This is a genomic window from Erwinia sp. S38 (genome assembly GCF_016624545.1).
Lineage (GTDB): Bacteria > Pseudomonadota > Gammaproteobacteria > Enterobacterales > Enterobacteriaceae > Erwinia > Erwinia coffeiphila.
Genome location: NZ_JACVTS010000001.1, coordinates 84780 through 107023 on the forward strand (window position 1 = coordinate 84780; position 22244 = coordinate 107023).

The 22244-nt window shown below is 56.6% G+C and carries 17 protein-coding genes; 3 read left to right on the plus strand and 14 right to left on the minus strand.

Translation table 11 applies throughout. The features are described 5' to 3' along the window. Positions 1-43 precede the first annotated feature (43 nt). A complete protein-coding gene (locus tag IBT46_RS00385) occupies positions 44-1096 on the minus strand; it encodes an NAD(P)-dependent alcohol dehydrogenase (protein WP_200543061.1) in 1053 nt (350 codons plus the stop codon). Positions 1097-1344: 248 nt separating this feature from the next. Beyond that, complete coding sequence (gene uvrA, locus IBT46_RS00390; protein WP_200543062.1) at positions 1345-4173, minus strand: excinuclease ABC subunit UvrA; 2829 nt, start codon at positions 4171-4173, stop codon at positions 1345-1347. Positions 4174-4467: 294 nt separating this feature from the next. Between uvrA and ssb1 the strand changes: the two genes are divergently transcribed. The 3 genes from ssb1 (at position 4468) to IBT46_RS00405 (ending at position 7211) form a co-directional block, all read left to right on the plus strand. Further along, the gene (gene ssb1 / locus IBT46_RS00395) at positions 4468-5007 is read left to right on the plus strand and encodes a single-stranded DNA-binding protein SSB1 (protein WP_200543063.1); all 540 of its coding nucleotides are present in this window, start codon (positions 4468-4470) and stop codon (positions 5005-5007) included. A gap of 231 nt (positions 5008-5238) precedes the next feature. After that, on the plus strand, positions 5239-6318 hold the full coding sequence (locus tag IBT46_RS00400) for a type IV toxin-antitoxin system AbiEi family antitoxin (RefSeq protein WP_234479888.1): 1080 nt from the start codon (positions 5239-5241) through the stop codon (positions 6316-6318). After that, a complete protein-coding gene (locus tag IBT46_RS00405; RefSeq protein WP_200543065.1) occupies positions 6303-7211 on the plus strand; it encodes a hypothetical protein in 909 nt (302 codons plus the stop codon). The genes IBT46_RS00400 and IBT46_RS00405 overlap by 16 nt, the downstream gene beginning before the upstream one ends. A gap of 102 nt (positions 7212-7313) precedes the next feature. Here IBT46_RS00405 and IBT46_RS00410 read toward each other — a convergent pair whose 3' ends face one another. The 12 genes from IBT46_RS00410 to IBT46_RS00465 form a co-directional block, all read right to left on the minus strand. Continuing rightward, entirely contained in the window at positions 7314-8519 is a 1206-nt protein-coding gene (locus IBT46_RS00410) for an MFS transporter (protein WP_200543066.1), read from the minus strand. A gap of 268 nt (positions 8520-8787) precedes the next feature. Then, a complete protein-coding gene (locus IBT46_RS00415) occupies positions 8788-9795 on the minus strand; it encodes a substrate-binding domain-containing protein (RefSeq protein WP_200543067.1) in 1008 nt (335 codons plus the stop codon). Next, positions 9785-11326: an inositol monophosphatase family protein gene (locus tag IBT46_RS00420; RefSeq protein ID WP_200543068.1), complete on the minus strand. Its 1542-nt coding sequence runs from the start codon at positions 11324-11326 to the stop codon at positions 9785-9787. Before IBT46_RS00420 ends, IBT46_RS00415 begins: the two co-directional genes overlap by 11 nt. Before the next feature lie 54 nt (positions 11327-11380). Then, positions 11381-12484 (minus strand): ABC transporter substrate-binding protein, encoded by a 1104-nt coding sequence (locus IBT46_RS00425; RefSeq protein ID WP_200543069.1) that lies wholly within the window; start codon positions 12482-12484, stop codon positions 11381-11383. Positions 12485-12514: 30 nt separating this feature from the next. After that, positions 12515-13594 carry an ABC transporter ATP-binding protein gene (locus tag IBT46_RS00430; protein ID WP_200543070.1) on the minus strand — a complete coding sequence of 360 codons (1080 nt, stop codon included), beginning with the start codon at positions 13592-13594 and terminating at the stop codon, positions 12515-12517. 1 nt (position 13595) lies between these two features. Continuing rightward, entirely contained in the window at positions 13596-15419 is a 1824-nt protein-coding gene (locus tag IBT46_RS00435) for an iron ABC transporter permease (RefSeq protein ID WP_200543071.1), read from the minus strand. A gap of 153 nt (positions 15420-15572) precedes the next feature. After that, positions 15573-16994 carry a sodium:alanine symporter family protein gene (locus IBT46_RS00440; RefSeq protein WP_200543072.1) on the minus strand — a complete coding sequence of 474 codons (1422 nt, stop codon included), beginning with the start codon at positions 16992-16994 and terminating at the stop codon, positions 15573-15575. Between the two features lie 168 nt (positions 16995-17162). Continuing rightward, positions 17163-18338 carry a M20 aminoacylase family protein gene (locus tag IBT46_RS00445; RefSeq protein WP_200543073.1) on the minus strand — a complete coding sequence of 392 codons (1176 nt, stop codon included), beginning with the start codon at positions 18336-18338 and terminating at the stop codon, positions 17163-17165. Between the two features lie 63 nt (positions 18339-18401). Further along, the gene (locus tag IBT46_RS00450; protein WP_200543074.1) at positions 18402-19667 is read right to left on the minus strand and encodes a Zn-dependent hydrolase; all 1266 of its coding nucleotides are present in this window, start codon (positions 19665-19667) and stop codon (positions 18402-18404) included. 102 nt (positions 19668-19769) lie between these two features. Then, complete coding sequence (gene dpaL / locus IBT46_RS00455) at positions 19770-20957, minus strand: diaminopropionate ammonia-lyase (protein WP_200543075.1); 1188 nt, start codon at positions 20955-20957, stop codon at positions 19770-19772. A 30-nt stretch (positions 20958-20987) separates the two neighbouring features. Beyond that, a complete protein-coding gene (locus IBT46_RS00460; RefSeq protein ID WP_105592249.1) occupies positions 20988-21371 on the minus strand; it encodes a RidA family protein in 384 nt (127 codons plus the stop codon). Between the two features lie 4 nt (positions 21372-21375). After that, positions 21376-22080 carry a transcriptional regulator gene (locus IBT46_RS00465; protein WP_200543076.1) on the minus strand — a complete coding sequence of 235 codons (705 nt, stop codon included), beginning with the start codon at positions 22078-22080 and terminating at the stop codon, positions 21376-21378. Positions 22081-22244: the final 164 nt, after the last annotated feature.

The following is a 22244-nucleotide window of genomic DNA, read 5'->3' on the forward strand; positions in this document are numbered from 1 at the left end:
TGTCGCTCCGGCCGAACAAGTTGGCCGACCGGAGCAATGGGCGTTATGCCCGCAGCGTATCGATATCAATCACAAAGCGATACTTCACGTCGCTTTTCAGCATCCGCTCGTAGGCCTCGTTAATCTGATTGATATTGATCAGCTCAATATCGGAGGTGATGTTGTGCTTACCGCAGAAATCCAGCATCTCCTGGGTTTCTTTAATGCCGCCAATCAGCGAACCGGCAATGCTGCGGCGTTTAAAGATCAGGTTGAACACCTGCGGAGACGGGTGGTCGTGTTCCGGCGCGCCCACCAGCGTCATGGTGCCGTCGCGGCGCAGCAGGGTGATAAACGGGTTGAGATCGTGCTGTGCGGCCACGGTGTTCAGGATAAAGTCGAAGCTGTTGGCATGTGCCGCCATCTGCTCTGGATCTTTCGAGATCACCACTTCATCCGCGCCCAGGCGCTTACCGTCTTCGATTTTTGACGGCGAAGTGGTAAACAGCACAACGTGCGCGCCCATCGCATGGGCAATCTTCACGCCCATATGGCCCAGACCGCCCAGGCCAACGATGCCGACTTTTTTACCCGGGCCAACGCCCCAGTGGTTCAGTGGCGAGAAGGTGGTGATGCCGGCGCACAGCAGCGGCGCGGCGGCGGCAGGATCGAGGTTTTCCGGCACGCGCAGCACGAAGTCTTCATGCACAATCACCTGCGTGGAGTAGCCACCGTAGGTAATGTCGCCGCTGATGCGGTCCTGGCCGTTATAGGTGCCGACGAAGCCCTCTTCGCAGTATTGCTCCAGATCTTCTTTACAGCTGTCGCAGGTACGACAGGAGTCGACCAGGCAGCCAACGCCGACCAGATCGCCCACCTTGTATTTATGGCCGTGTGCGCCCACGGCGGTCACGCGCCCAACGATTTCGTGGCCCGGCACGACCGGGAAAATGGTGTTATGCCATTCATTGCGCGCCTGGTGCAGGTCCGAGTGGCACACGCCACAGTACAGCACTTCAATTTGCACATCATGTTCCCGCAGTTCACGCGGCTGGAATTCGAACGGAGCCAGTCTGGATTTTGCGTCCTGGGCGGCATAAGCATGCGTAATGTTCATGAGTTTCTCCGGTAAATGATGAGATGGCGCGGGGCCATAGCGGCGGGAGAAAGGTGATGACACAGGCGGCCTTCCTCCACAAATGATGAGGGTAAAGCATAGTCCTGAAAGCGTGACGAAGGGATGTCTAAACGTCGCTAAATCTTGCCTGTTTCTGCAAGATTTAGCGCTTAATGCCGGAAAAGTCGCGATAAAACGGATGAAAACTGCGGAAAGCAAAGAGGGCGGCACGCTGCCGCCCTCTCGATTTATTTCACCAGCAGCGGCTTGAGGAAGCGCGCGGTGTGGGACTTCTCGCACTCGGCCACGGTTTCCGGCGTGCCGGACACCAGGATTTCGCCGCCGCCGCTGCCGCCTTCCGGCCCGAGGTCAACAATCCAGTCGGCGGTTTTGATCACGTCGAGGTTGTGCTCAATCACCACGATGGTGTTGCCCTGGTCACGCAGCTGGTGCAGCACTTCCAGCAGCTGCTGGATATCGGCAAAGTGCAGACCGGTGGTCGGCTCATCCAGGATATACAGCGTCTGGCCGGTACCGCGTTTGGACAGCTCGCGCGCCAGCTTAACGCGCTGCGCCTCACCGCCGGAAAGCGTGGTCGCCGACTGCCCGAGGCGGATATAGGACAGGCCGACGTCGATCAGCGTTTGCAGCTTGCGCGCCAGCGCCGGAACGGCATCGAAGAACTCACGCGCTTCTTCAATGGTCATCTCCAGCACTTCGTGGATGCTCTTGCCCTTGTACTTCACTTCCAGCGTCTCGCGGTTATAGCGCTTGCCCTTACACTGGTCGCACGGCACGTAGATATCCGGCAGGAAGTGCATCTCCACCTTCAGCACGCCGTCACCCTGGCAGGCTTCGCAGCGCCCGCCGCGGACGTTAAAGCTGAAGCGGCCCGGCGTGTAGCCGCGGGTGCGCGACTCCGGCACGCCGGCAAACAGCTCACGTACCGGGGTGAAAATCCCGGTATAGGTCGCCGGGTTAGAGCGTGGCGTACGGCCAATCGGGCTTTGATCGATGTCGATCACCTTGTCGAAGTGCTCCATGCCGCTGACTTCGCGGTACGGGGCCGGTTCGGCAATGGTGGCACCGTTCAGCTGACGCTGGGCGATAGGGAACAGCGTATCGTTGATCAGCGTGGATTTACCGGAGCCGGAAACTCCGGTAATGCAGGTGAACAGTCCGACCGGCAGGGTCAGCGTCACGTCCTTCAGGTTGTTGCCGGTCGCCCCGGTCAGCTTCAGCACCTTCTCCGGATCGCCTTTAACCCGCTCGGCGGGAATGGCAATGCCGCGCTTGCCGCTGAGGAACTGGCCGGTAAGGGATTCCTCAACCGCCATAATGTCGTCCACGGTGCCTTCCGCGACGATCTGCCCGCCGTGCACGCCCGCGCCCGGACCGATATCGATCACGTGATCGGCGGCGCGGATTGCATCTTCATCATGCTCCACCACAATCACCGTATTGCCGAGATTGCGCAGGTGGACCAGCGTTTCCAGCAGGCGCTCGTTGTCACGCTGATGCAGGCCGATCGACGGCTCATCCAGCACGTACATCACGCCAACCAGGCCGGCACCGATCTGGCTGGCCAGGCGGATACGCTGAGCCTCGCCGCCGGAGAGCGTTTCCGCCGAACGGGACATGGAAAGGTAGTTCAGACCGACGTTAACGAGGAAGCGCAGGCGGTCGCCAATCTCTTTCAGCACCTTCTCGGCGATTTTGGCACGCTGGCCGCTGAGCTTCATATTTTCGAAGAAGGTCATCGCGTGGCCGATGCTCATATCCGAAATGGTCGGCAGCGTGGTGTTTTCCACAAACACGTGGCGCGCTTCGCGACGCAGGCGGGTACCGTTACAGCTGGCGCAGGCGCGGTTGCTGATAAACTTCGCCAGCTCCTCACGCACGGCGGAGGATTCCGTCTCTTTGTAGCGGCGCTCCATATTGTGCAGCACGCCCTCAAACGGATGCCGACGCACCGAGGTATCGCCGCGATCGTTCACGTATTTGAATTCGATATTCTCTTTGCCGGAGCCGTAAAGAATGACCTTGCGGTCGTACTCTTTCAGCGAGCTGAACGGCGCTTCAATGTCGAAGCCGAGGTGATCGGCCAGCGAGCGCAGCATCTGGAAGTAGTAGAAGTTACGGCGATCCCAGCCGCGAATGGCACCACCGGCCAGCGACAGATCGGGGTTCTGCACCACGCGATCCGGATCGAAATACTGCTGCACGCCCAGCCCGTCGCAGGTCGGGCAGGCACCGGCGGGGTTGTTAAAGGAGAACAGGCGCGGTTCCAGCTCGCTCATGCTGTAGCCGCACACCGGGCAGGCGAAGTTGGCGGAGAACAGCAGCTCTTCGGCCTTTGGAGCGTCCATGTCGGCCACCACGGCGGTGCCGCCGGACAGCTCCAGCGCGGTTTCGAACGACTCCGCCAGGCGCTGCGCCAGATCCTCACGCACCTTAAAGCGATCCACTACCACCTCAATGGTGTGCTTCTTTTGCAGCTCCAGCTTCGGTGGATCGGAAAGATCGCAGACTTCGCCGTCGATACGCGCGCGGATATAGCCCTGGCTGGCGAGGTTTTCCAGCGTCTTGGTGTGCTCACCCTTACGCTCTTTAATAATCGGTGCCAGCAGCATCAGGCGGCGGCCTTCCGGCTGCGCCAGCACGTTGTCCACCATCTGGCTGACGGTCTGTGCGGCCAGCGTCACATCGTGATCCGGGCAGCGCGGCTCGCCAACGCGGGCAAAAAGCAGGCGCAGGTAGTCGTGAATTTCAGTAATGGTCCCGACGGTGGAACGCGGGTTATGTGAGGTGGACTTTTGCTCAATTGAGATCGCCGGTGACAGCCCCTCAATATGGTCAACGTCCGGCTTTTCCATCAGCGAAAGGAACTGACGCGCATAGGCGGAGAGCGACTCCACGTAGCGGCGCTGGCCCTCGGCATACAGCGTATCGAACGCCAGCGAGGACTTCCCGGAACCTGACAGGCCGGTAACGACGATCAGTTTATCGCGCGGAATGATCAGGTTAATATTTTTCAGATTGTGGGTGCGGGCACCCCGTACTTCGATCTTATCCATTCACAATTCCCGGATTAGCACATACCTCACCATGCCTGCCCGGCATGGCCAGAAAAGAAACACGTCATTATGGCACAAAAAAACCTGAATGGATAACCAGTGTTTTGGCCTCGGGTGCCATCCCGGGCGATCCGCTTTCTGCTGTGGTTTCCCTCTCCGATCGTTATGCGTTGTATTAAAAAAGAGTTTTCGATCCGCCTCGTAAACGCGGATCTCTGCACGTGTCATTAAGAGGTGTGCGTGTTAGAATTTTGCGCTTAGACTTAGTCAGACACATTTATCGGAGACAGCAACATGGCCAGCAGAGGCGTAAACAAAGTTATTTTAGTTGGGAATCTGGGTCAGGATCCGGAAGTCCGCTACATGCCAAATGGCGGTGCCGTTGCCAACATTACTCTGGCTACGTCCGAAAGCTGGCGTGATAAGCAGACCGGTGAAACCAAAGAGAAGACCGAGTGGCACCGCGTTGTGCTGTTCGGCAAGCTGGCTGAAGTAGCCGGTGAATACCTGCGTAAAGGTTCTCAGGTGTACATCGAAGGTTCCCTGCAAACCCGTAAATGGACCGACCAGGCCGGTGTAGAAAAATACACCACCGAAGTCGTGGTTAACGTTGGCGGCACCATGCAGATGCTGGGCGGCCGTGCACAGGGCGGCGGCGCACCGGCAGGCGGCCAGGGCCAGAACAACAACAACGGCTGGGGCCAGCCACAGCAGCCACAGGGCGGCAACCAGTTCAGCGGCGGCGCGCAGTCTCGCCCGCAGCAGCCACAGCAGAACAGCGCACCGGCGAACAACGAACCGCCAATGGACTTTGATGACGATATCCCGTTCTAAGCAACAGAGAACGCAAGTTAAGTCCATGAAAAACCCTGCTTCGGCAGGGTTTTTTTATTCCAGCGGCAGGCCTGGCTCAGCCTTAAAACGCTTGTTATCTGCACAGTTTATGATTAGGTTAGCTTTAATATTTGCTAATTTTATATTATTAGCTGTACAGCTAATAACGAATTTAAGGCTAATAATATGGCTGGTATCAGGGCTGTAAGGTCTGGATTTAGAAGGCAGACTTTGGAAGCATTGATTAAGAGTCTGACTGATGCAATTGGAACCGATGCTGCTATTCATACAGTGTCAGTTCCTGAACCTGGTGCGTCCGAAACGTCTGCACCTGATGACGCAATCAACATTAAGATGCAAAACAGCGTACTGACTATTCATGTTGAGATCGTTAGTAGCGGTTATCCGAGAGATATCCGGAATGCAGTCAGGCGGTTAAATCTTCGCAAAAATGCGCATCGCCACCCTGGCGACATTATTGGTATGGTTGCTGCGCAATCCCTCAGTCCCGGATCTAAAAGGGAACTAAAGGAATCAGGTTTTGCCTATTACGAATTCGGTGGAAGCCTTTTCCTTAAACATGGTTTCTGGTTGATTAATATAGAAAAACCATCAAATCCAGTTAGAAAAAAAGAGGGCGTGGTTGATCTGTTCACTGATGCGCGTGAAAACGTTGTCCATGCTCTGTTAATGCACAACGATACCTGGCTATCAGGAACGGAGTTGGCGAGGCTTGCCCAAACATCTCAATACACTTGTTCATTGGTTTTGCAGGAACTCATTTTGCGGGAATGGGTTAATGAGGAAGGTAAAGGGCCGGGCAAACGTAGAAAGCTGATACGACCCGGGCTGCTCCTGGACGCCTGGGCTGAAAACTGGCGGGGGCGTAATGCTCAGGAATCCAGATGGTATGCCTTCGTTGAAAATCCTGGCCTCCTGCTGGGTGAGCTTGCCGAAAGGATAGATACACATCAAATTGATTTCGCCTGGGCTTTCACCGGGACAGCTGCAGCCAATACGATTGTGCCTGTACTGACGGGTACAGATAGCGCAGAAATCGTTGTGGCCGATGGTGACGGCCATTTGATGGCGGAAGCACTGAATCTTAAACCAGCCCCAAAAGGGGCCAATATCTTGCTGGTCGAACGCCGGGGGGCGAGCTTACTTTTCCGCAGTAAGTGCGCAGATCGTCTGGGCTATTTTGCCAGTCCGTACATTCTGTATCTGGACTTGCTAAATGGACGTGGGCGCAATAAAGAACTGGCTGATAGCTTTAGAAAACACCTGGAGTTGTTATGGCAAAGGAACTGAAACCTCGTACTGCATCAGGGTACGATACTGACGTTACTCTCGCGTGTGAGAGAACGCTTTTGACACTGCTCAGTGCATTTGGAAATTTGAAGGATACGCTACGCCTGGTGGGCGGATTGGTGCCACGTTACCTTACCCCTGAATCCCCTCCTGATGTGCCGATGCACGTTGGGACTTCTGATGTAGATATTGTGCTAAATCTTGAGGTATTGGCCGTTGGAAATGAATACACCAGTCTGGCGGATCAGCTAAAGGCTCGGGGATTTGAACGATGGCTGGAAGATGGAAAGGCGGCATCCTGGAGATGGCGAAGGAGGGTTGATAAGCAGATTGAGGTGGTTGTCGAACTTCTTCGCGATGCAGGGAATGATACTCCGGGTAGGACGGTCAGTGTCAGCGGTGAGTCAGTATCTGCTCTCACAATCAAACATGCTGGGATCGTAAGTGACTGGTATCAGGAAAGAGAAGTTGCTGCAGCACTTCTGGATGGCGGTGGCATGTCTGTGGACATGGTGCGTTTTGCGGATGTTCCATCTTTTGTGATCCTGAAGGCTATTGCGCTGGACCAGCGGCAGGAAAATAAAGATGCTGCCGACCTTATTCACGTTATTCGGTATTCAGGTTCGGTTAAAGAAGTTGCTGCACTTTTTGTCGTTCGGATTCGATCGAGGCTGCATCAAGAGGCACTCAGAGATGGATTAGCCGCACTGGCACGGCGTTTCTGCGATGACGACTACGGTGAGGGCTTTGAAAAAGTGGGGGCTGTTGCCTACGCTCGATTTTTTGCCATTGAGAATGATGACGAACGTATTCTCGCACAGCGCTATGCATCAGGGTTAATTCAGGCACTGCTGCATGAGATTCAGGCCCAGACAGAGCAGCCAGCCGTATAACGCGTGGTGTGGTATTTGCCTCCTGCCGTGAATTGGCATCAAGCCCAGAATCAAGTTTGATGCCAGTAGTAATGATCACCCTTCAGCCTGCTACGACGAGGGTTAACTCGCCGTCTCAACGCACACCGCAGACGAAGATCGCAGCACGCGCAGCCCCATCAGAACGATGAGCACCATCACCAGCCCGGCTACCATCGCCACGCTGAATCCGGCCCGTGCGCCGTGGAGATCGATAACCATCCCCGCCAGCACGCTGCCCAGTGCCACGCCGAGGCTAATGCCGGTAGTCATCCACGTCAGCCCTTCGGTAATCCTGGAAGGCGGCAGGATGGTGGTGCCGATATTCATCACGATAACCATCGTCGGTGCAAACGACACGCCCGCGAAGAACAGCGTGGCGGCCAGCACGTACACGCTGGGGGATAAAATCGGGAACAGTGTCGTTACCGCCATCACCACGCCACCGCAGAGGAACTGCTTCTCAATCGGTGCGGTAATTTTTAACGTACCGAACAGCAGTCCGGCGATCATCGAACCCAGTGCATAGGCGGCCAGCACAAAGCTGGCGGCAGATGGCCAGCCCTGCATATTGGCGAAGGCAACCACCGCCACTTCAACCGAACCGGCAATCACCCCCAGCGCCAGCAGCGCGAAGACGATGGTGCGCACGCCCGGGATCAGCAGGGTCGAGCTGGTCTGTTTCCCCAGGCCTTCCACCACTTTAGGCTCGGTCTGTTTCTGCATCAGAAAGGCGGTGATGCCAACGATCAGTAGCAGCAGCGCCACCAGCGGTCCGGCTTCGGGGAAGACGCTGGTACTGAGCACAATGGCTACCGGCGGGCCGATGGTAAACACCAGCTCGGTAATTACCGTATCCAGCGAGAATGCGGTGTGCAGCTGCGGCCTGCCGCGGAAAAGCTGTAGCCAGCGGGCGCGAATCATTGCCGGCATACTCGGCATCGCACCGGCCAGCAGCGCCAGAATAAACAGCAGCGGAGCGGGTGCCTGCATATACACCGCGGTAATCAGCGCCATCAGCATGCCAATGCTATAGGCGGTAACGTACGGCAGTACCCGGCTTTGCCCGCGTCGGTCTACCACCTTGGAAATCTGCGGGCCAACCAGCGCATTTGCCAGCGTGTAAACGCCAGCCACGGCACCGGCCAGCCAGTACTGTCCGGTCTTCTGCACCAGCATGGTCACAATGCCGATGCCGATCATTGCCTGCGGCAGGCGCACGATAGTACTCGCGACCGCCAGCCCCAGTGCTCCCGGTGTGGCAAACAGTTCGCGATAGGGATTAGCCATGAAGTCTCCTGTTATTCTCTGATGCCGGTCAGCATCCCGCAGCGCGCGGTATGTCCATTTTATCTTTGTAATACAAAAACCCCGCGCGTGGGCGGGGGGCTGTGCGGTAACCAACGGCGTCGAGGACGGTGGACGTTCAGCGAGGTGAATTTATTCTTATAGCGCAATCAGTATACGATAAATCCCACTGCTTTTTGGGGGATTCTTAGTCAAAAATCGCTGAATTTTTCACATGCTGATGCCGATCGCACTCGCGCTGAATTTCGCTTCAGCGCAGCGTTCCTCGCTTCACCAGACGCGCATCAAAAACCCGGCTTCCCGGCCGTTCTGCGTCCGGGGAAAGCAGCAGCTCGCAGGCGGCTTCCGCCATCTCCGCCAGCGGCTGCGAGAAGGTGGTGAGCCGATAGCCCAGCCAGCTGGCCTGTTCGATATCATCGAAGCCAATCACGCAGAGATCTTCCGGGATGCGCAGGCCAAATTCATGGCGTGCGGCGTCGATAAAGCCGCAGGCGATCAGATCGGTGACGCAGAATACGCCGTCCGGCCGCGTCGGCTGGCTTAACAGCTCACGCGCGGCAAGGACGCCGGTCTGATAGCTGGTACTGCCTGGGCGGATCAGGGCAACGTTGGCCTCCGCGTCGGCTGCGGCCTGCATAAAGCCGCTTTCGCGGATCATCATGCTGGGCGAACGTGCGGTGGAGGAAACCACGGCAAGATGCTGGCATCCGGCGGCGTTCAGGTGGTCAAAAGCCTCCTTCATCGTCGAACTGTAGTCGATGTCGATGGTGTCCGCACCGGCATACTGACCCATGCGGTTAATCAGAATCACCTGCTGCCCGCTTTGCAGGCAGATCTCAATCAGCGAGCCGGGCGGTTTGCCCGACAGCACGATGGTGGCGGTGGAGCGGTAATTCAGCGTCTGCTGCAGGGCTTCTTTGGCGCTCGCTTCACCGTCGTCGGTGTTGATCACCATCACCGCGCGGCCGGCCTGGTTCAGGCGGCGGGTCAGGTGATCCAGCAGGCTGGACTGATACGGCGAGGCCAGATTGCCGCCGAGAATACACACCGGGCGGCTGGCCTCCTTCGACAGGCCGCGCGCCAGATGATTAACGTGGTAGTTCAGCGCCTCTGCGGCGGCGAGCACCTTGTGCCGGGTTTCCGCCGAGACGCTGCTGCCGGGGGTAAAGGTGCGCGACACCGCCGAGCGGGAGACGCCCGCCAGACGCGCCACCTCGGTGGCGCTGGCAAATCCGGCCTGTTTGCTGCTATCGCTCATTACGCTGTTCCGCTGCGGCGATGGCCTGTTCGCGCACAATGGCCTGCTCCGCCAGCCGGGTCAGCGACGGCTTCGGTGCTTCAAACCACTCATCCGGGTGGAGCTGGCGGCGGTCGCGGATTAACGCAATCGCGGCATCAAGCGTCGGGAAGCGTTCCGGGCACTCCAGGTGCATAAACAGCGCCACTAACGCCACCGAGCGGCTGCGGCCTCCGCGGCAGTTGACCAGGATGTTGCCGCGTCGTCGGTTGCGGTAGGAGGCTTTGTCCGGGATCTGTTGCAGCAGCGCAGAGCGCATCAGCTGATAGCCCGCGTGCAGCATCTCCGGCGCGTTGCCGTCGCCGTCGATCAACCCCAGCTTGTAGTAGCGCACCGGCCCGGCACCGTGTGAAAGCAGATGCGCGGCGGCTCCGGCCTCCGGCGTGTTGACCCAGTCGATATCAAGGTTTACCGCGCAGTTAATCACCACGCCGATATCGTGCTCAGCCAGCAGCGCGGCATCGCTCACCCCGGCGGAACCGCCGATATAGATATCCATTCCCCAGCCGGGGAAGTCATCCGCAATCAGGCTGATCGGCGGACGGGGATAGTGCGGCACGGCCGGTTGAACGGCATCCGTCGCCTGTACGATGGCCGATTCCGGGGCAGTGCACGATTCACCGTCATTCACCGCTGTGCCTGCGACGGGCGCGGCATCAGATCCGCTGGCGTGATAATCCGTCGCCTGCGGTTCTTCCGCCAGCGGGATACCGGATGCGCGGGACAGTTCGCTGGCGATGCCGGGGGCGACGGCCAGCACCGGCAGGCCGTTGAAAATGCCCTCGGCCGTCTGTGGCGCGATGCCAATCCGGCCGCCCGCTTCGCGCACCAGCAGCATCCCTGCCAGGCAGTCCCAGGCGTTCATATGAATTTCCACATAGCCATCGGTGCGGCCTTCCGCCACCCACGCCAGCGCCAGTGCGCCGGAACCGCCGCGCCGCACGCTGGTGCCAAGATTCAGAATCGAACTCATCACTTCCAGATAGCGGCGCTGGCCGTGGCGGGCAGACCAGCCCAGTTCGACGGCGGCACGCTGCGTGTCGCTAACCGCGGTGCAGCTCAGCGGCCGGTCGTTTTTCAGCGCATAGTGGCCGCGCCGCGCCAGATACAGCTCCTGGCTTGAGGGGTTATAAATCGCCCCTAGTTCGGTCACACCCTGGTGAACCCAGGCAATGCAGACGCAGAAATGGGCGATGCCGCGGGCAAAGTTGGCGGTGCCGTCAATCGGATCGACCACCCACAGGCTCTCCGCGCTGGCGGGCTGGCTGGCGGACTCTTCGCCGAGGATCAGATCGTCGGGGAAGGCGTCGCCAATCGCCCGTAAAATCATCGCCTCAACGAAGGTATCGGCCTCGGTCAGAATGTCCTGATGGCCCTTGAGTTCGTATTCCCCCGCTTTACGGGAGTGGAAGAAGCGCAGGGCGGTATCCCCGGCTTCGGTAACAATGCGTTTGAGCGCCGCTTCGCGCTGTGCAATATCGATCGTGGTCAAAATATGCTGCCTGTTCTGAGTGAAAGAGGAACTGCCCCGTCGCTGCGCGGGGCGTTATTTTTTGTAGTTCAGGCTCCAGATATCCTGCCAGTCCTGGCGGCTTTTCCAGTCTTCTTTCGCCGTGGTGGTCAGGTACTCCATCAGCTCGCCGCGATATTTTTCGATGCCGGACGCCTCATCGGCAGGCAGTTTTACCGCCGGATTGGTGGACATTTTGCCGTCCACACCCTGTGGGGCGATGCCTTCGGCGGTCAGCAGATAGTGAATAAACAGCTTCGCGGTGTTCGGGCTTTTACTGCCGGTTGCCATCACGCCGAGGCTCGGGTAATTCCAGCCGATAAACGGCTTCAGGCCGCTGCACAGCCCCAGCTTCATGCCCTGCTTGTTATCGCGGAATTTGGCGGTAGACACCAGGCCAACAAAGTCGGTTTTGCCGTCCGGCGCGCCGATGGCGGAGGCGGCATCGTTGTCGGAGTGGGTCAGCAGCACGCCGTTGCCCGCCAGGGCCTTCACAAATGCCGCGGTGGCGGACTTCTCGTCGGTTTGCAGCGCTTTGCCGAACTGCTGCTGATAAGCCTCGCGTACCTGCTGGTCGTAGTGGGTTTCCATCTGGCTGAACCAGTCGGTATAGGCCGGTTTGCTGGTCGGGTCCTGCATCGCCACGCGGCCGCGCCATGCCGGTTCAGTCAGCTGCCAGAGGTTAGTCACCGGGCAGGTGGCGTGATGAGCGGTATTGTAGGCAAAAACGTTCGGAGCCAGCACCACAGTCAGCGGTTCCTGATAGCGCACGGGGATGCTGCTCTTAAGATCGTCCGGCACCCAGCTCTGCACATAGCCTTTATTCAGCAGCTGGGTCATTCCCGCCGGAGCATCCTCAACGATGGCGACGTCGGCCCGCACGTTTTTCGCCTGCGCTTCCCGGCTGATAATTTCAATGATCTGCGGCGCATCGGCTTTAACGCCGTTAGCCTGTAACCCGTACTGCTCGCTGAAGGCTTTCGCCTGCTGGACGATTTTACCGGTGGAGGCATACACGGTAATCGGCTGTTCCTGCTTTGCGGCGGCGATCAGCTGTTGAAGATCGAACGTTTCAGCCTGAGCAAAAGTGCTGCCCAGCAGGGCGCTGGCGACAACGGCGGCGGTCAAATTGCGCTTCATGGTGGTTCCCTTAAAAGTGATAAAAACGAATTAACGTGCGTAAACGTCGTGACGCAGCCCGCTGCTGTTAAAGAAGTGCAGGGAGTGAGTCGGAAGCTGGCAGTGCACCTGCTGGCGCGCCTGCCAGCGCGGCCGCAGCTGCGTGGAGTGGAACAGGCGATCCTCTCCGGTTACCAGCTCAATCACCCAGCTACCGCCGGTGGGCATAATGTTGTCGATGGTCATCGTAATGCCGTTGTTGCCAGCCCCTTCGCTGAGCACAATCTCCTCCGGGCGAATGCCGCAGTGCAGGGTGCGATCGAGCAGGTCAAAGCGCTGCTGAAGATGCTGTGCCAGCGGGCTGACCGGCTGGTCCAGCGGGATCATATTCAGCCGTGGGGTGCCGATAAACTCGGCGACAAAGCGGTTGGCCGGGGTGGCGTAGATCTCATCCGGCGTGCCGACCTGCTGCATATGCCCGGCGCTCATCACCGCAATGGTGGTGGCGAGGGTCATTGCCTCCCACTGGTCGTGACTGACGAAGACGATGGTCGTGCCAAAGGTTTCGTGCAGGCGACGCAGCTCGGCGCGCATCTCCAGCCGCAGAGTGGCATCGAGGTTGGAAAGCGGTTCATCCAGCAGCAGTACGCCGGGGTTCACCGCCAGCATACGGGCCAGAGCGACGCGCTGCTGCTGGCCGCCGGAAAGCTGGGCCGGGTAACGTTTGGCGTAATCGGCAATGCGCAGCTTTTCCATCACGTCCTGGCAGCGGGCGATACGCTCGCGGGTTGGCACTTTTTGCAGGCGCAGGCCGAAATCGACGTTCTGCTCCACGGTCATATGCGGCCAGAGCGCGTAGCTCTGAAACACCAGGCCGATGCCGCGCTTTTCCGGCGGCACCCAGGTGCCCTGCGAGATGGAATCAACGATCTTATCGCCGATGTGGATCTCGCCGCCGCTGGCGTGCTCGATCCCGGCGATCATCCGCAGAATGGTGGTTTTACCGCAGCCGGACGGCCCCAGCAGGCACATAAACTCGCCGTCTTTTACCGTCAGGTTGATGTTATTCACCGCCGGAGCATCGCTGCCGGGGTAGGTTTTTGTGAGGTTGTTTAAATGAATCGTCGGCATCTTATTTCTCCAGTCCGTCAGCCAGACCGGTACCGGTGATCCTTTGGATCAACACCGTGCCAGCCCATGAAATCAGCGCAATCATCAGCACCACGGCGTTGGCCGCCTGCTGGTAGTTGTAGTCGATCAGGCGCAGCGAATAAGTGGTCAGCACGTCGGTCGCCGGGGTGGCGAGAATGACGAACAGGCTGACGCCCTTAATCCCTGAGATAAACGGCAGCAGCACGCCGGTAGCCAGCGGCGCGGCCTGAATCGGGATCACAATGCGGCGAATACGGGCGAACCAGCCCGCTCCGGCAATGCGCGCCGCTTCTTCGGCTTCTTTACCCAGCTGGGTCATCGCGGCGATGCCGGAGCGGCTGGCGTACGGCATTTTTTCCGCAATCAGCGCCAGCACCAGAATCAGCGGCGTGCCGTACAGGGCCGGAACCGGGCCTCTGGCTACCGCAAACAGCGAGAGGAACGCGGCGGCAAAGGCGATGCCCGGCACCAGATAAGGCAGGAAGGTGAGCTGGCGCAGGCAGGTGGCCATCCAGCGAAAATGGCAGCGCATCACCGCGTAGCCAACCAGTAAACCCAGCACGCCGCAGGCGACGGAAGCCGAGCCGACGATCAGCAGGGTGTTCCCCACCGTGTGCCAGAATTCCGGGGTCAGCAGAATGCCGCTGCGCAGCGCTACCGTATCCAGATCGTGACCGATCCAGTAGGCGAGGGTGAAGTTGTCGGGGGTAAAGCGCCCCGGCAGGATCATAATGGTCGACAGGAACAGGGTCAGCAGCGGGATCGCCACGCCGAGCAGCACGAACAGCAGCGGCATTGCCCCGGCGGCGATGCGCCAGCGGCCCAGATTACGGCGGCGCTCCATCACGCCCTTGCCGCCGACGGTAACGAAGCGTTTAGCCTCGCGCAGCATTTTCATATCCAGCATCAGGGTCAGCATGCCCATCAGCATGATCACCGTGGCAATCACCGCTGCCACGCCGGACTGCCGCGTGCCGATAGCGCGATACAGCCCGGTGGAGAGCGTATTGAAGTGCACCGGCAGGCCGAGAATATAGGGCAGGGCGAACTCGCCGATGCAGTCGGCAAAAATCAGCAGCGCGGCAGAAAGCAGCGCCGGGCGCACCAGCGGAATAATGATTTTAAAGGCGATGGCGTTGCGAGAGGCACCGAGCACGCGGGCGCACTCTTCCATCTGGCTGTCCATACGCTTCAGGGCGTTGCCGACAATCAGGATCACCAGCGGGGCGTAGTGCAGCACCATAATCACCACGATAGGGAAGTAACCGTAGGCCATCCAGTTCGGCGTCTGAATGCCCATCGCCTCCAGCCAGCCCGGCTGCCCGCCGATGGCGTGGTTTTTGAAAATGGTGTTCCACGCCAGCGCAAAGGTCCAGGACGGCAGCATAAACGGCACGATCAGCAGGGTGGCAAACCACTTTCTGCCGGCGATATCGGTGCGGTTGATCAGCCACGCCAGCGAAACACCCACTACCATCGCACCCACCACGGTGCTCAGCGCCACCGCCAGCGTATTCAGCATCGGCGTCCACAGCAGCAGTTCGGACATCCGTGAGGTCAGCGTGCGCAGCAGGTAATACGCTGTCATCGTGCCTTCTGTCGCTCCGGTGCGGCCTTCATCGCCGCTCTGAACCAGCACCGCATTCAGCAGCACCGACACCACCGGGGCAAGAATGATCCAGCTAAACAGCATCAGAAGGAGGGCCGCCAGCAGGTTGGCGGGTTCATGGCTGACAATCGACAGTCGGTGGCGGAACCTGGGCCACGCGGCCTGACGGTGGCGTATTTCGGTTGGGTAGGACACGGATTTATCCCTGGCAGTGAAGGTCAGACAGGAATATATCGGCGCAATGTTACAGTTCTGCGAATTCTTTGCACGTATGTGCAAAAAGAGGTACACAGCGAGTTATTCATCCCACAGGCTGTGTATCCTCGTGCTGCTGGAGGTTGTTATAACTTAACTTTGCTGTTCACGTTCTAATGCGTTTTTCTTCATGTTATTCAGCCTGTCTTTCACATCAAGGCTGTAGTCCCATTCGGGTTCATCAACGCCATTTTTCTTCTGCGTAACGTAATCCCGCAGGGCGAAAAGGACATATTTTGACAGCATGAGCAGGGCAGGCGCATTGAAGATAATTAACGTGGCCGCCGCAAAGTCAACCAGCTCCCAGATTGTGGCGACCGGGATCATTCCGCAGAAGACGACCAGAGTACAGCACAACAGACGGTAGACCTGCAGGAGGATTTTATTGCCGGTGAGCCAGCGAAGATTCACTTCCCCGTAGTAGATATTGGCAATGATCGATTTAAAACCAAACATCAGCATGGCGATAAAGACAATATTTTTCCCCCATGAGCCGACGCCAAGGCTAAAGGCACTTTGAGTCAGTTCGACACCCGTTTGCCCGCTGTCCAGCGCGCCGGTCAGCAGAATGGTAAAGGCCGTACAGCTACAGACGATAATGGTGGTAAAGAACGTGCCGAACATGGCGGTAAAACCCTGGGTCACCGGATGGCTGACAATCGCCGTCGCATGCATGCTTGGCGTGGTGCCGTTACCCGCATCGTTTGAAAATAGCCCGCGAGCCACGCCGTATCGGAAGGCCAGATAGATGGTGTATCCCGCCGCGCCGCCAGCGGCAGAATCGAAATTAAACGCCTGCGTAATGATTAACGAAATGACGGCGGGGAGCTTTTCGACATTGGAAAGAATGATAAACAGGGAAAGAATAATATAGCTGACGGCAAGGAACGGAACGAAGACGGAAGCAAAATCACTAATACGCTTCACGCCGCCAAAGATAATAATCGAGACAAACACCACCAGAATCAGGCCAATAATGGCGGGGTGAATGTGGAAAATACCTGTCGTTGCCAGGATAACGGAATTGCCCTGAACCATGGCATAGAAGAAGCCCATGCCGATAATCATGCTGATCGAAAACGCGACGGCCAGCGGTTTAAAATTCAGTCCTTTAGAGATGTAATAGGCCGGTCCGCCGCGATAGGTGCCGTCACCGTTGCTTTCGCGGAACAGGATGGCGAGTATCGCTTCGCTAAAGCTGATCCCCATCCCCAGCAGGGCGGTGACCCACATCCAGAAAATCGCACCAGGCCCGCCGGAGGCCAGCGCCGTTGCCACGCCCACCAGGCTGCCCGTTCCCACCTGGCTGCTTAGTGCCGCGCACAGGGCACCAAAACCGGAGACGCCTTTTTTGTCACCGGACTTTCGGCTGTTAATTAAGGCGTTAAAGATTTTTGTGAAATATTTAATCTGTGGGAATGACAGCCTGATGGCAAAAAATACCCCGGTTCCCAGCAGCAAACCGGCGACCAGCCACCCCCAAAAAATGGCGTTTATTGAACGTAGGATTTCCATAGTGAGCCTCTTATATTTTATGACTGACCATACAGAATATTGGTAAGATGATGCAGCTATTCCCACGGCATTATTTAAATGCCGTGTGGAAATAGCTGTAGTTTTTATTATTCGGTGTTTCTTCAGTTATCGGATAAGGCTGTTTTATCTTTAATATTATTTTTTAATTTACTGACTGTTTTTCAACAGGCGACGGCTTGCCAGCTCGGCAAAGAACTTTGCTCCCGTAATAAGAATATCGTCATTGAAGTCGTAGGATGAGTTATGCAAAGGTAAATAACCTTTGCCGTCTTTCTCACACCCATTACCTATAAAGACAAACGCGCCGGGTACTTTTTCAAGAAATGCGCCGAAATCTTCGGAGGTCATCATCGGTAAGGTATTGGGGTCCACATTCTCGCTGCCAAACACCTGATTGGCGGCTTCAACGGCGTATGCGGTTTCCTTGGCATGATTGACCGTCGGGGAATATTCATGGGTATAGATAAATTCGCATTCCGCTTCGTGCATCGCGCAAATTGAATTACAGATAATCCGCATGCGTTTTTCCAGCAGCGCCTGTATTTCCGGATCGTAAGAGCGCGTATCGCCTCGGATCTCGACATTCGCCGGAATCACGTTGCGCACGCCGTCAGTATGAATTTCAGTGCATGAAATCACCGCAGAAAGGGAGGGATCGACATTTCTGGAGACAATGGTTTGCAGAGAGGTGATGATCTCCGCCGCGATGACCATCGGATCTTTACCCATATGCGGTCTGGCCGCGTGGGTGCCTTTGCCACGAATGCGGATGATGAAGTTGTCTTCACTGCCCATGATCCCGCCGACGCAGGTGGCAAATTTGCCCACCGGAATGCCCGGCATATTGTGCGCGCCATAGATCTCCTGCATCGGAAATCGCTCGAACAGCCCATCCGCGATCATCGCTCGCGCGCCCTGGCCGTGTTCTTCATCGGGCTGGAAAACGAAATACACCGTGCCGTCAAAATCGTAGTTTTCCTGCAGCAGCTGCGCTGCGCCAAGCAGCGTCGCGGTATGACCATCGTGTCCGCAGGCGTGCATTTTTCCTTTGGTTTTTGAAACATAGTCGTGCGTGCTGGTTTCAAGAATATCCAGTGCATCCATATCCGCGCGCAAACCGATGCTGCGGTCGCTGGTGCCTTTTTTCAGCACGCCAACCAGACCGGTTTTGCCAATGCCGCGATAGACGGTGATGCCCATTGCCTGCAATTTTTCCGCAACGAAATCAGGCGTTTTTACCAAATCAAATTCTGTTTCAGGAACAGTGTGAAGATAGTGCCGCCACGCTGTCAGCTGTTGATGAAATGCGGTTAAATCGTTCATATTTATCCCCGTATTTTATTAAATTCATCATTCCAATCAGCGTTGAAATGATGAATGTATGAATCAGTTCTGGTGGTCAGGCAGCCGGTGTTTAACCACATCTAATAACAAATTCGCACCGCGAATCAGTTCTTCTTCGGAGGTAAATTCCGCCGGGTTGTGGCTGATGCCGTCTTTGCTGGGGACAAAAATCATCGCCGCAGGGGCGATGCGGGCGATCATCTGTGCATCGTGCCCGGCACCGGAGGTCATACGGCGATAGCTCAGGCCAGCGCTTTCAGCGGATTGAATAATCTGCGCAATGATACCCTGGTCGAACATGACCGGCTGGAAGCGAACGAGCTGCTCTGAGGAGATCTGAACGCCTTCTTTTTCGGCCAGTGCAGCAAGGAAATCTTTCAGCTTCTGCTCAGCGGCTTGTAAGCGCGCTTCATCCGGGTCGCGCAGATCGACGGTGAACCGGGCCAGGCGCGGGATAACATTGATGACGTTCGGCTCAAAACGCATGCTGCCAATCGTCGCCAGCGTGGTGCCGTTTGCTGCAATGTCCCGCAGGAAAGTGATGACGCTTGCCGCCGCATACCCGGCATCATGTCGCAGGCGCGTCGGCGTGGTGCCCGCATGGTTGGCGGTGCCGGTAATGGTAATCTCCTGCCAGGAGATGCCCTGCAAATTCTCGACGGCACCAATCTGAATGCCTTCCGCTTCCAGAATCGGCCCCTGCTCAATATGTAGCTCAATATACTCATGGGGGATAATTGCCCCTGGCTCCATCTCACCGGCATAGCCAATGCGTTCCAGTTCATCACCCAGGCGCGTGCCGTCCGTGCCGATGGTGTCCAGAATCGCCGCCAGCGGTGCACCACCGGCATAGACCAGCGATCCCATCATATCGGGCTGATAGCGGATACCTTCTTCATTGGTAAACGCGGCCACGGTAATCGGGCGGGTGGGCTGGATGCCCGCCTGTCGAAACGCCCTGACCACCGCCAGGCCAGCCAGAACGCCATAGCAGCCGTCGAACGCACCGGCATTCACGACGGTATCGATATGCGAGCCGATCATCAGCGGGCGGCTGGCATCGCCCGGGGCGGATGAGGTGGCAGGCAGCGTGCCGAAGATATTCCCAATCTTGTCCACCTGAATATCAAGGTCGAGTTCTTTCATCCACTTGACCAGCAGATCTCTGCCACGTTTTTCATCATCGGTTAAGGCTGCCCGGGTACGGCCGCCGTTAATCGTATCCGCCCCTGTTTCACCCAGTTCGTTAATTTGGGAAATAAGCCGTTTCCCGTCAAGAATGAGCGAGTGATTATGTTGCTGTTGCATAATAATCTTCCTCTTATATCGGTCATTAAAATAAAGACATGCTCAGGGATATCTCGCCTGAATGAGATAATAAATATTTATCTTGATATATATTGGTAATAATTAAAGCGGCCAGGCACCGTTCCAGACAATATCCCGGTAGCGATCTTCATTCGTATCACCTTCGGTACTGAAAATAAGAATGGTCGCCTCTTCATTAATTCCAAGGCGCTCTTTTGCCTGCCGCACGTCTTGAACCGATGATATGGCCAGTGCGTATAGCAAACCGGCATTAATCGCCCCGGATTCACCGCTGATAATCTGCGGGTCGCCTTTCAGCGGATTGCCCAGCAGGCGCATACCGGTTGCCGAAACGGAATCTTTCACCCTGACAAAGGCGTTACCGCAGTTGCGCAGAATCCCCCAGGTCACCGGATTGACTTCACCGCAGGCCAGGCCGGCCATAATGGAGTTCAGCGATCCCCCAACCGCGACCCGTTCGCCGCTCGCCGAGGAAATGGATTGATACAGGCAATCCGCGGTATCGGGTTCGGAAATAATTGAACAGAATCGATCCGCACCATACAGACTGGCGAAAAAGCCCAGCACGCCGCCGGCCATGGCTCCGACGCCGGCCTGTAGCATGATATGCGTTGGCGCTTCGACGCCGAGAGCGTGAAGCTGCGCGGCGGCTTCGGCAGCCATCGTGGTGTAGCCCTGTGAGATCCAGGTGGGGATCTGCTCATAGCCTTCCCAGGCCGTGTCCTGCACCAGCGTCCAGCCCTGCTCTTCAGCGGTTTTCGACGCCAGGCGGACGGTATCATCGTAGTTGCAGTCAGTGACAATACACTCCGCGCCCAGCCCTTTAATGCGATTTACGCTGGCAGCAGCAGCGCCTTTTGGCATAAATACCACGGCCTTCTGGCCCATCTCTCTGGCCGCCCACGCCACGCCTGTCCCGTGGTTTCCGGCGGTGGCTGTCGTAAAGGTTAAGGGCTGTGGGAGCTGCTGAGACACTTTACTGAAATCAATATCGGCGATGCTGAGATTCAGCTTCTCAGCAAGCAGTTTGCCCAGTGCATAGGAGCCGCCGAGCACTTTAAAGGCGTTGAGGCCGAAGCGTTTGGACTCGTCCTTGACATAAATCGCCTTCACCCCGAGCTTTGCTGCCAGCTTATCCAGAGAAACAAGCGGCGTTTCGGCGTATCCGGGGATCTTCGCGTGGAAGCGATGCGCTTCTTCAGCAATTGCCACGGTAAAAAGCGGATCGGCTTCACCGTTATAGAACGGGTTTTCTGTAATGCGCAACATGCGGATTCCTCTCAGGAACGTAGCCTGAACTCAGATCTTATGGGCAATCGCTTCGACTTCGACCAGGGCATCTTTCGGTAATTTTGCTGCCTGAATGCACGAGCGGGCTGGCGCATTCTCCGTACCGAAAAAGTCGGTATAAATGGCGTTAAATTCCGCGAAATCATCCATGTTTGCCAGGAAGCAGGTGGTTTTAATCACCGAATTTAACGATGCGCCGCTCTGTTCCAGCACCGCCTGGACATTCAACAGCGACTGGCGCGTTTGCTCTTTGATTCCCCCTGGCGGAAATGCGGCGGTGGCCGGATCGATCGGCAGCTGGCCGGAGGTAAACACCAGATCGCCATAGGAAACACCCTGGGAATAGGGACCAATCGCTGCGGGGGCCTTATTGGTGAAAATGGACTGTTTCATTCGATTACTCCTTTTCGATATGCGTGGATTTAAATTCTCTCAGGTATTTGTAAACCGCATGGCGGGAAATACCGAGTTGCTCTGCAACAATGCCGGCGGATTCTTTTAATTCAAAAATTCCGTTTTCAAAAAGCTGGAAGACAATCGACTTATTTCTTAATTTTTTATTAATCGACGCATCGCTATCCACGTCATTTATCGCTTTTTGCGTGGACTGGAAAATTACATCCTGAGAATTGGTGCTGAAGTTTTCCATCACCACGGATAATGGCGAACTGTCAGGCATCAGCGTTTTAATCAGTTCGGGGAAGGGCACCGATAAATTAATATTCACGCAGAAAAGTCCGATGGGTTTTTCCCCATCACCGGCTACTACGGAGGTGGTGGATTTCAGTATTTCCCCATTTTTATTGCGGGTAAAATAGCTTTTCGAGTTCACTTCGCCGGTCTGCAAAAATTGCCGAAGCATTTTCAGCCCCATGTCGGTAATGGGCGAGCCGATGCCGCGTCCGGTGTGGTGCCCGTTGACGATCTTCACCACGGACGTATCCAGATCTTCAAAAGAGTGCAGAACGACTTCGCAGTGTGGCCCAATCAGATCGGCCACCATGTCGGCCAGGCGGTAGTAGGAGCGCATGAATTCGCGATCTTTCACCGTTAGGTTCACCTTGAAATCTGAAAGGGATTGCAGGTTTTCATCAACATTCATATTCAGTTCACTTTTGTAATCGATATGGGAATGATTTGACAACGAAGTCCCTACAAAATCAACTAAAATTAACTGGGAGTTGGTGGGTGGATATGCGTTAAAATCGCATTAAAATCAGTTATAACATAGTGTTGGTTAATAATATTGATTTTCGTATTCAAGCT

Coding starts and splice junctions, on each gene's coding strand:
- IBT46_RS00445 (WP_200543073.1), bottom strand. CDS start 18,338: ATGAACGATTTAACCGCATTTCATCAACAGCTGACAGCGTGGCGGCAC.
- IBT46_RS00405 (WP_200543065.1), top strand. CDS start 6,303: ATGGCAAAGGAACTGAAACCTCGTACTGCATCAGGGTACGATACTGAC.
- IBT46_RS00410 (WP_200543066.1), bottom strand. CDS start 8,519: ATGGCTAATCCCTATCGCGAACTGTTTGCCACACCGGGAGCACTGGGG.
- IBT46_RS00440 (WP_200543072.1), bottom strand. CDS start 16,994: ATGGAAATCCTACGTTCAATAAACGCCATTTTTTGGGGGTGGCTGGTC.
- dpaL (WP_200543075.1), bottom strand. CDS start 20,957: ATGTTGCGCATTACAGAAAACCCGTTCTATAACGGTGAAGCCGATCCG.
- IBT46_RS00385 (WP_200543061.1), bottom strand. CDS start 1,096: ATGAACATTACGCATGCTTATGCCGCCCAGGACGCAAAATCCAGACTG.
- IBT46_RS00415 (WP_200543067.1), bottom strand. CDS start 9,795: ATGAGCGATAGCAGCAAACAGGCCGGATTTGCCAGCGCCACCGAGGTG.
- IBT46_RS00460 (WP_105592249.1), bottom strand. CDS start 21,371: ATGAAACAGTCCATTTTCACCAATAAGGCCCCCGCAGCGATTGGTCCC.
- uvrA (WP_200543062.1), bottom strand. CDS start 4,173: ATGGATAAGATCGAAGTACGGGGTGCCCGCACCCACAATCTGAAAAAT.
- IBT46_RS00430 (WP_200543070.1), bottom strand. CDS start 13,594: ATGCCGACGATTCATTTAAACAACCTCACAAAAACCTACCCCGGCAGC.
- IBT46_RS00425 (WP_200543069.1), bottom strand. CDS start 12,484: ATGAAGCGCAATTTGACCGCCGCCGTTGTCGCCAGCGCCCTGCTGGGC.
- ssb1 (WP_200543063.1), top strand. CDS start 4,468: ATGGCCAGCAGAGGCGTAAACAAAGTTATTTTAGTTGGGAATCTGGGT.
- IBT46_RS00450 (WP_200543074.1), bottom strand. CDS start 19,667: ATGCAACAGCAACATAATCACTCGCTCATTCTTGACGGGAAACGGCTT.
- IBT46_RS00465 (WP_200543076.1), bottom strand. CDS start 22,080: ATGAATGTTGATGAAAACCTGCAATCCCTTTCAGATTTCAAGGTGAAC.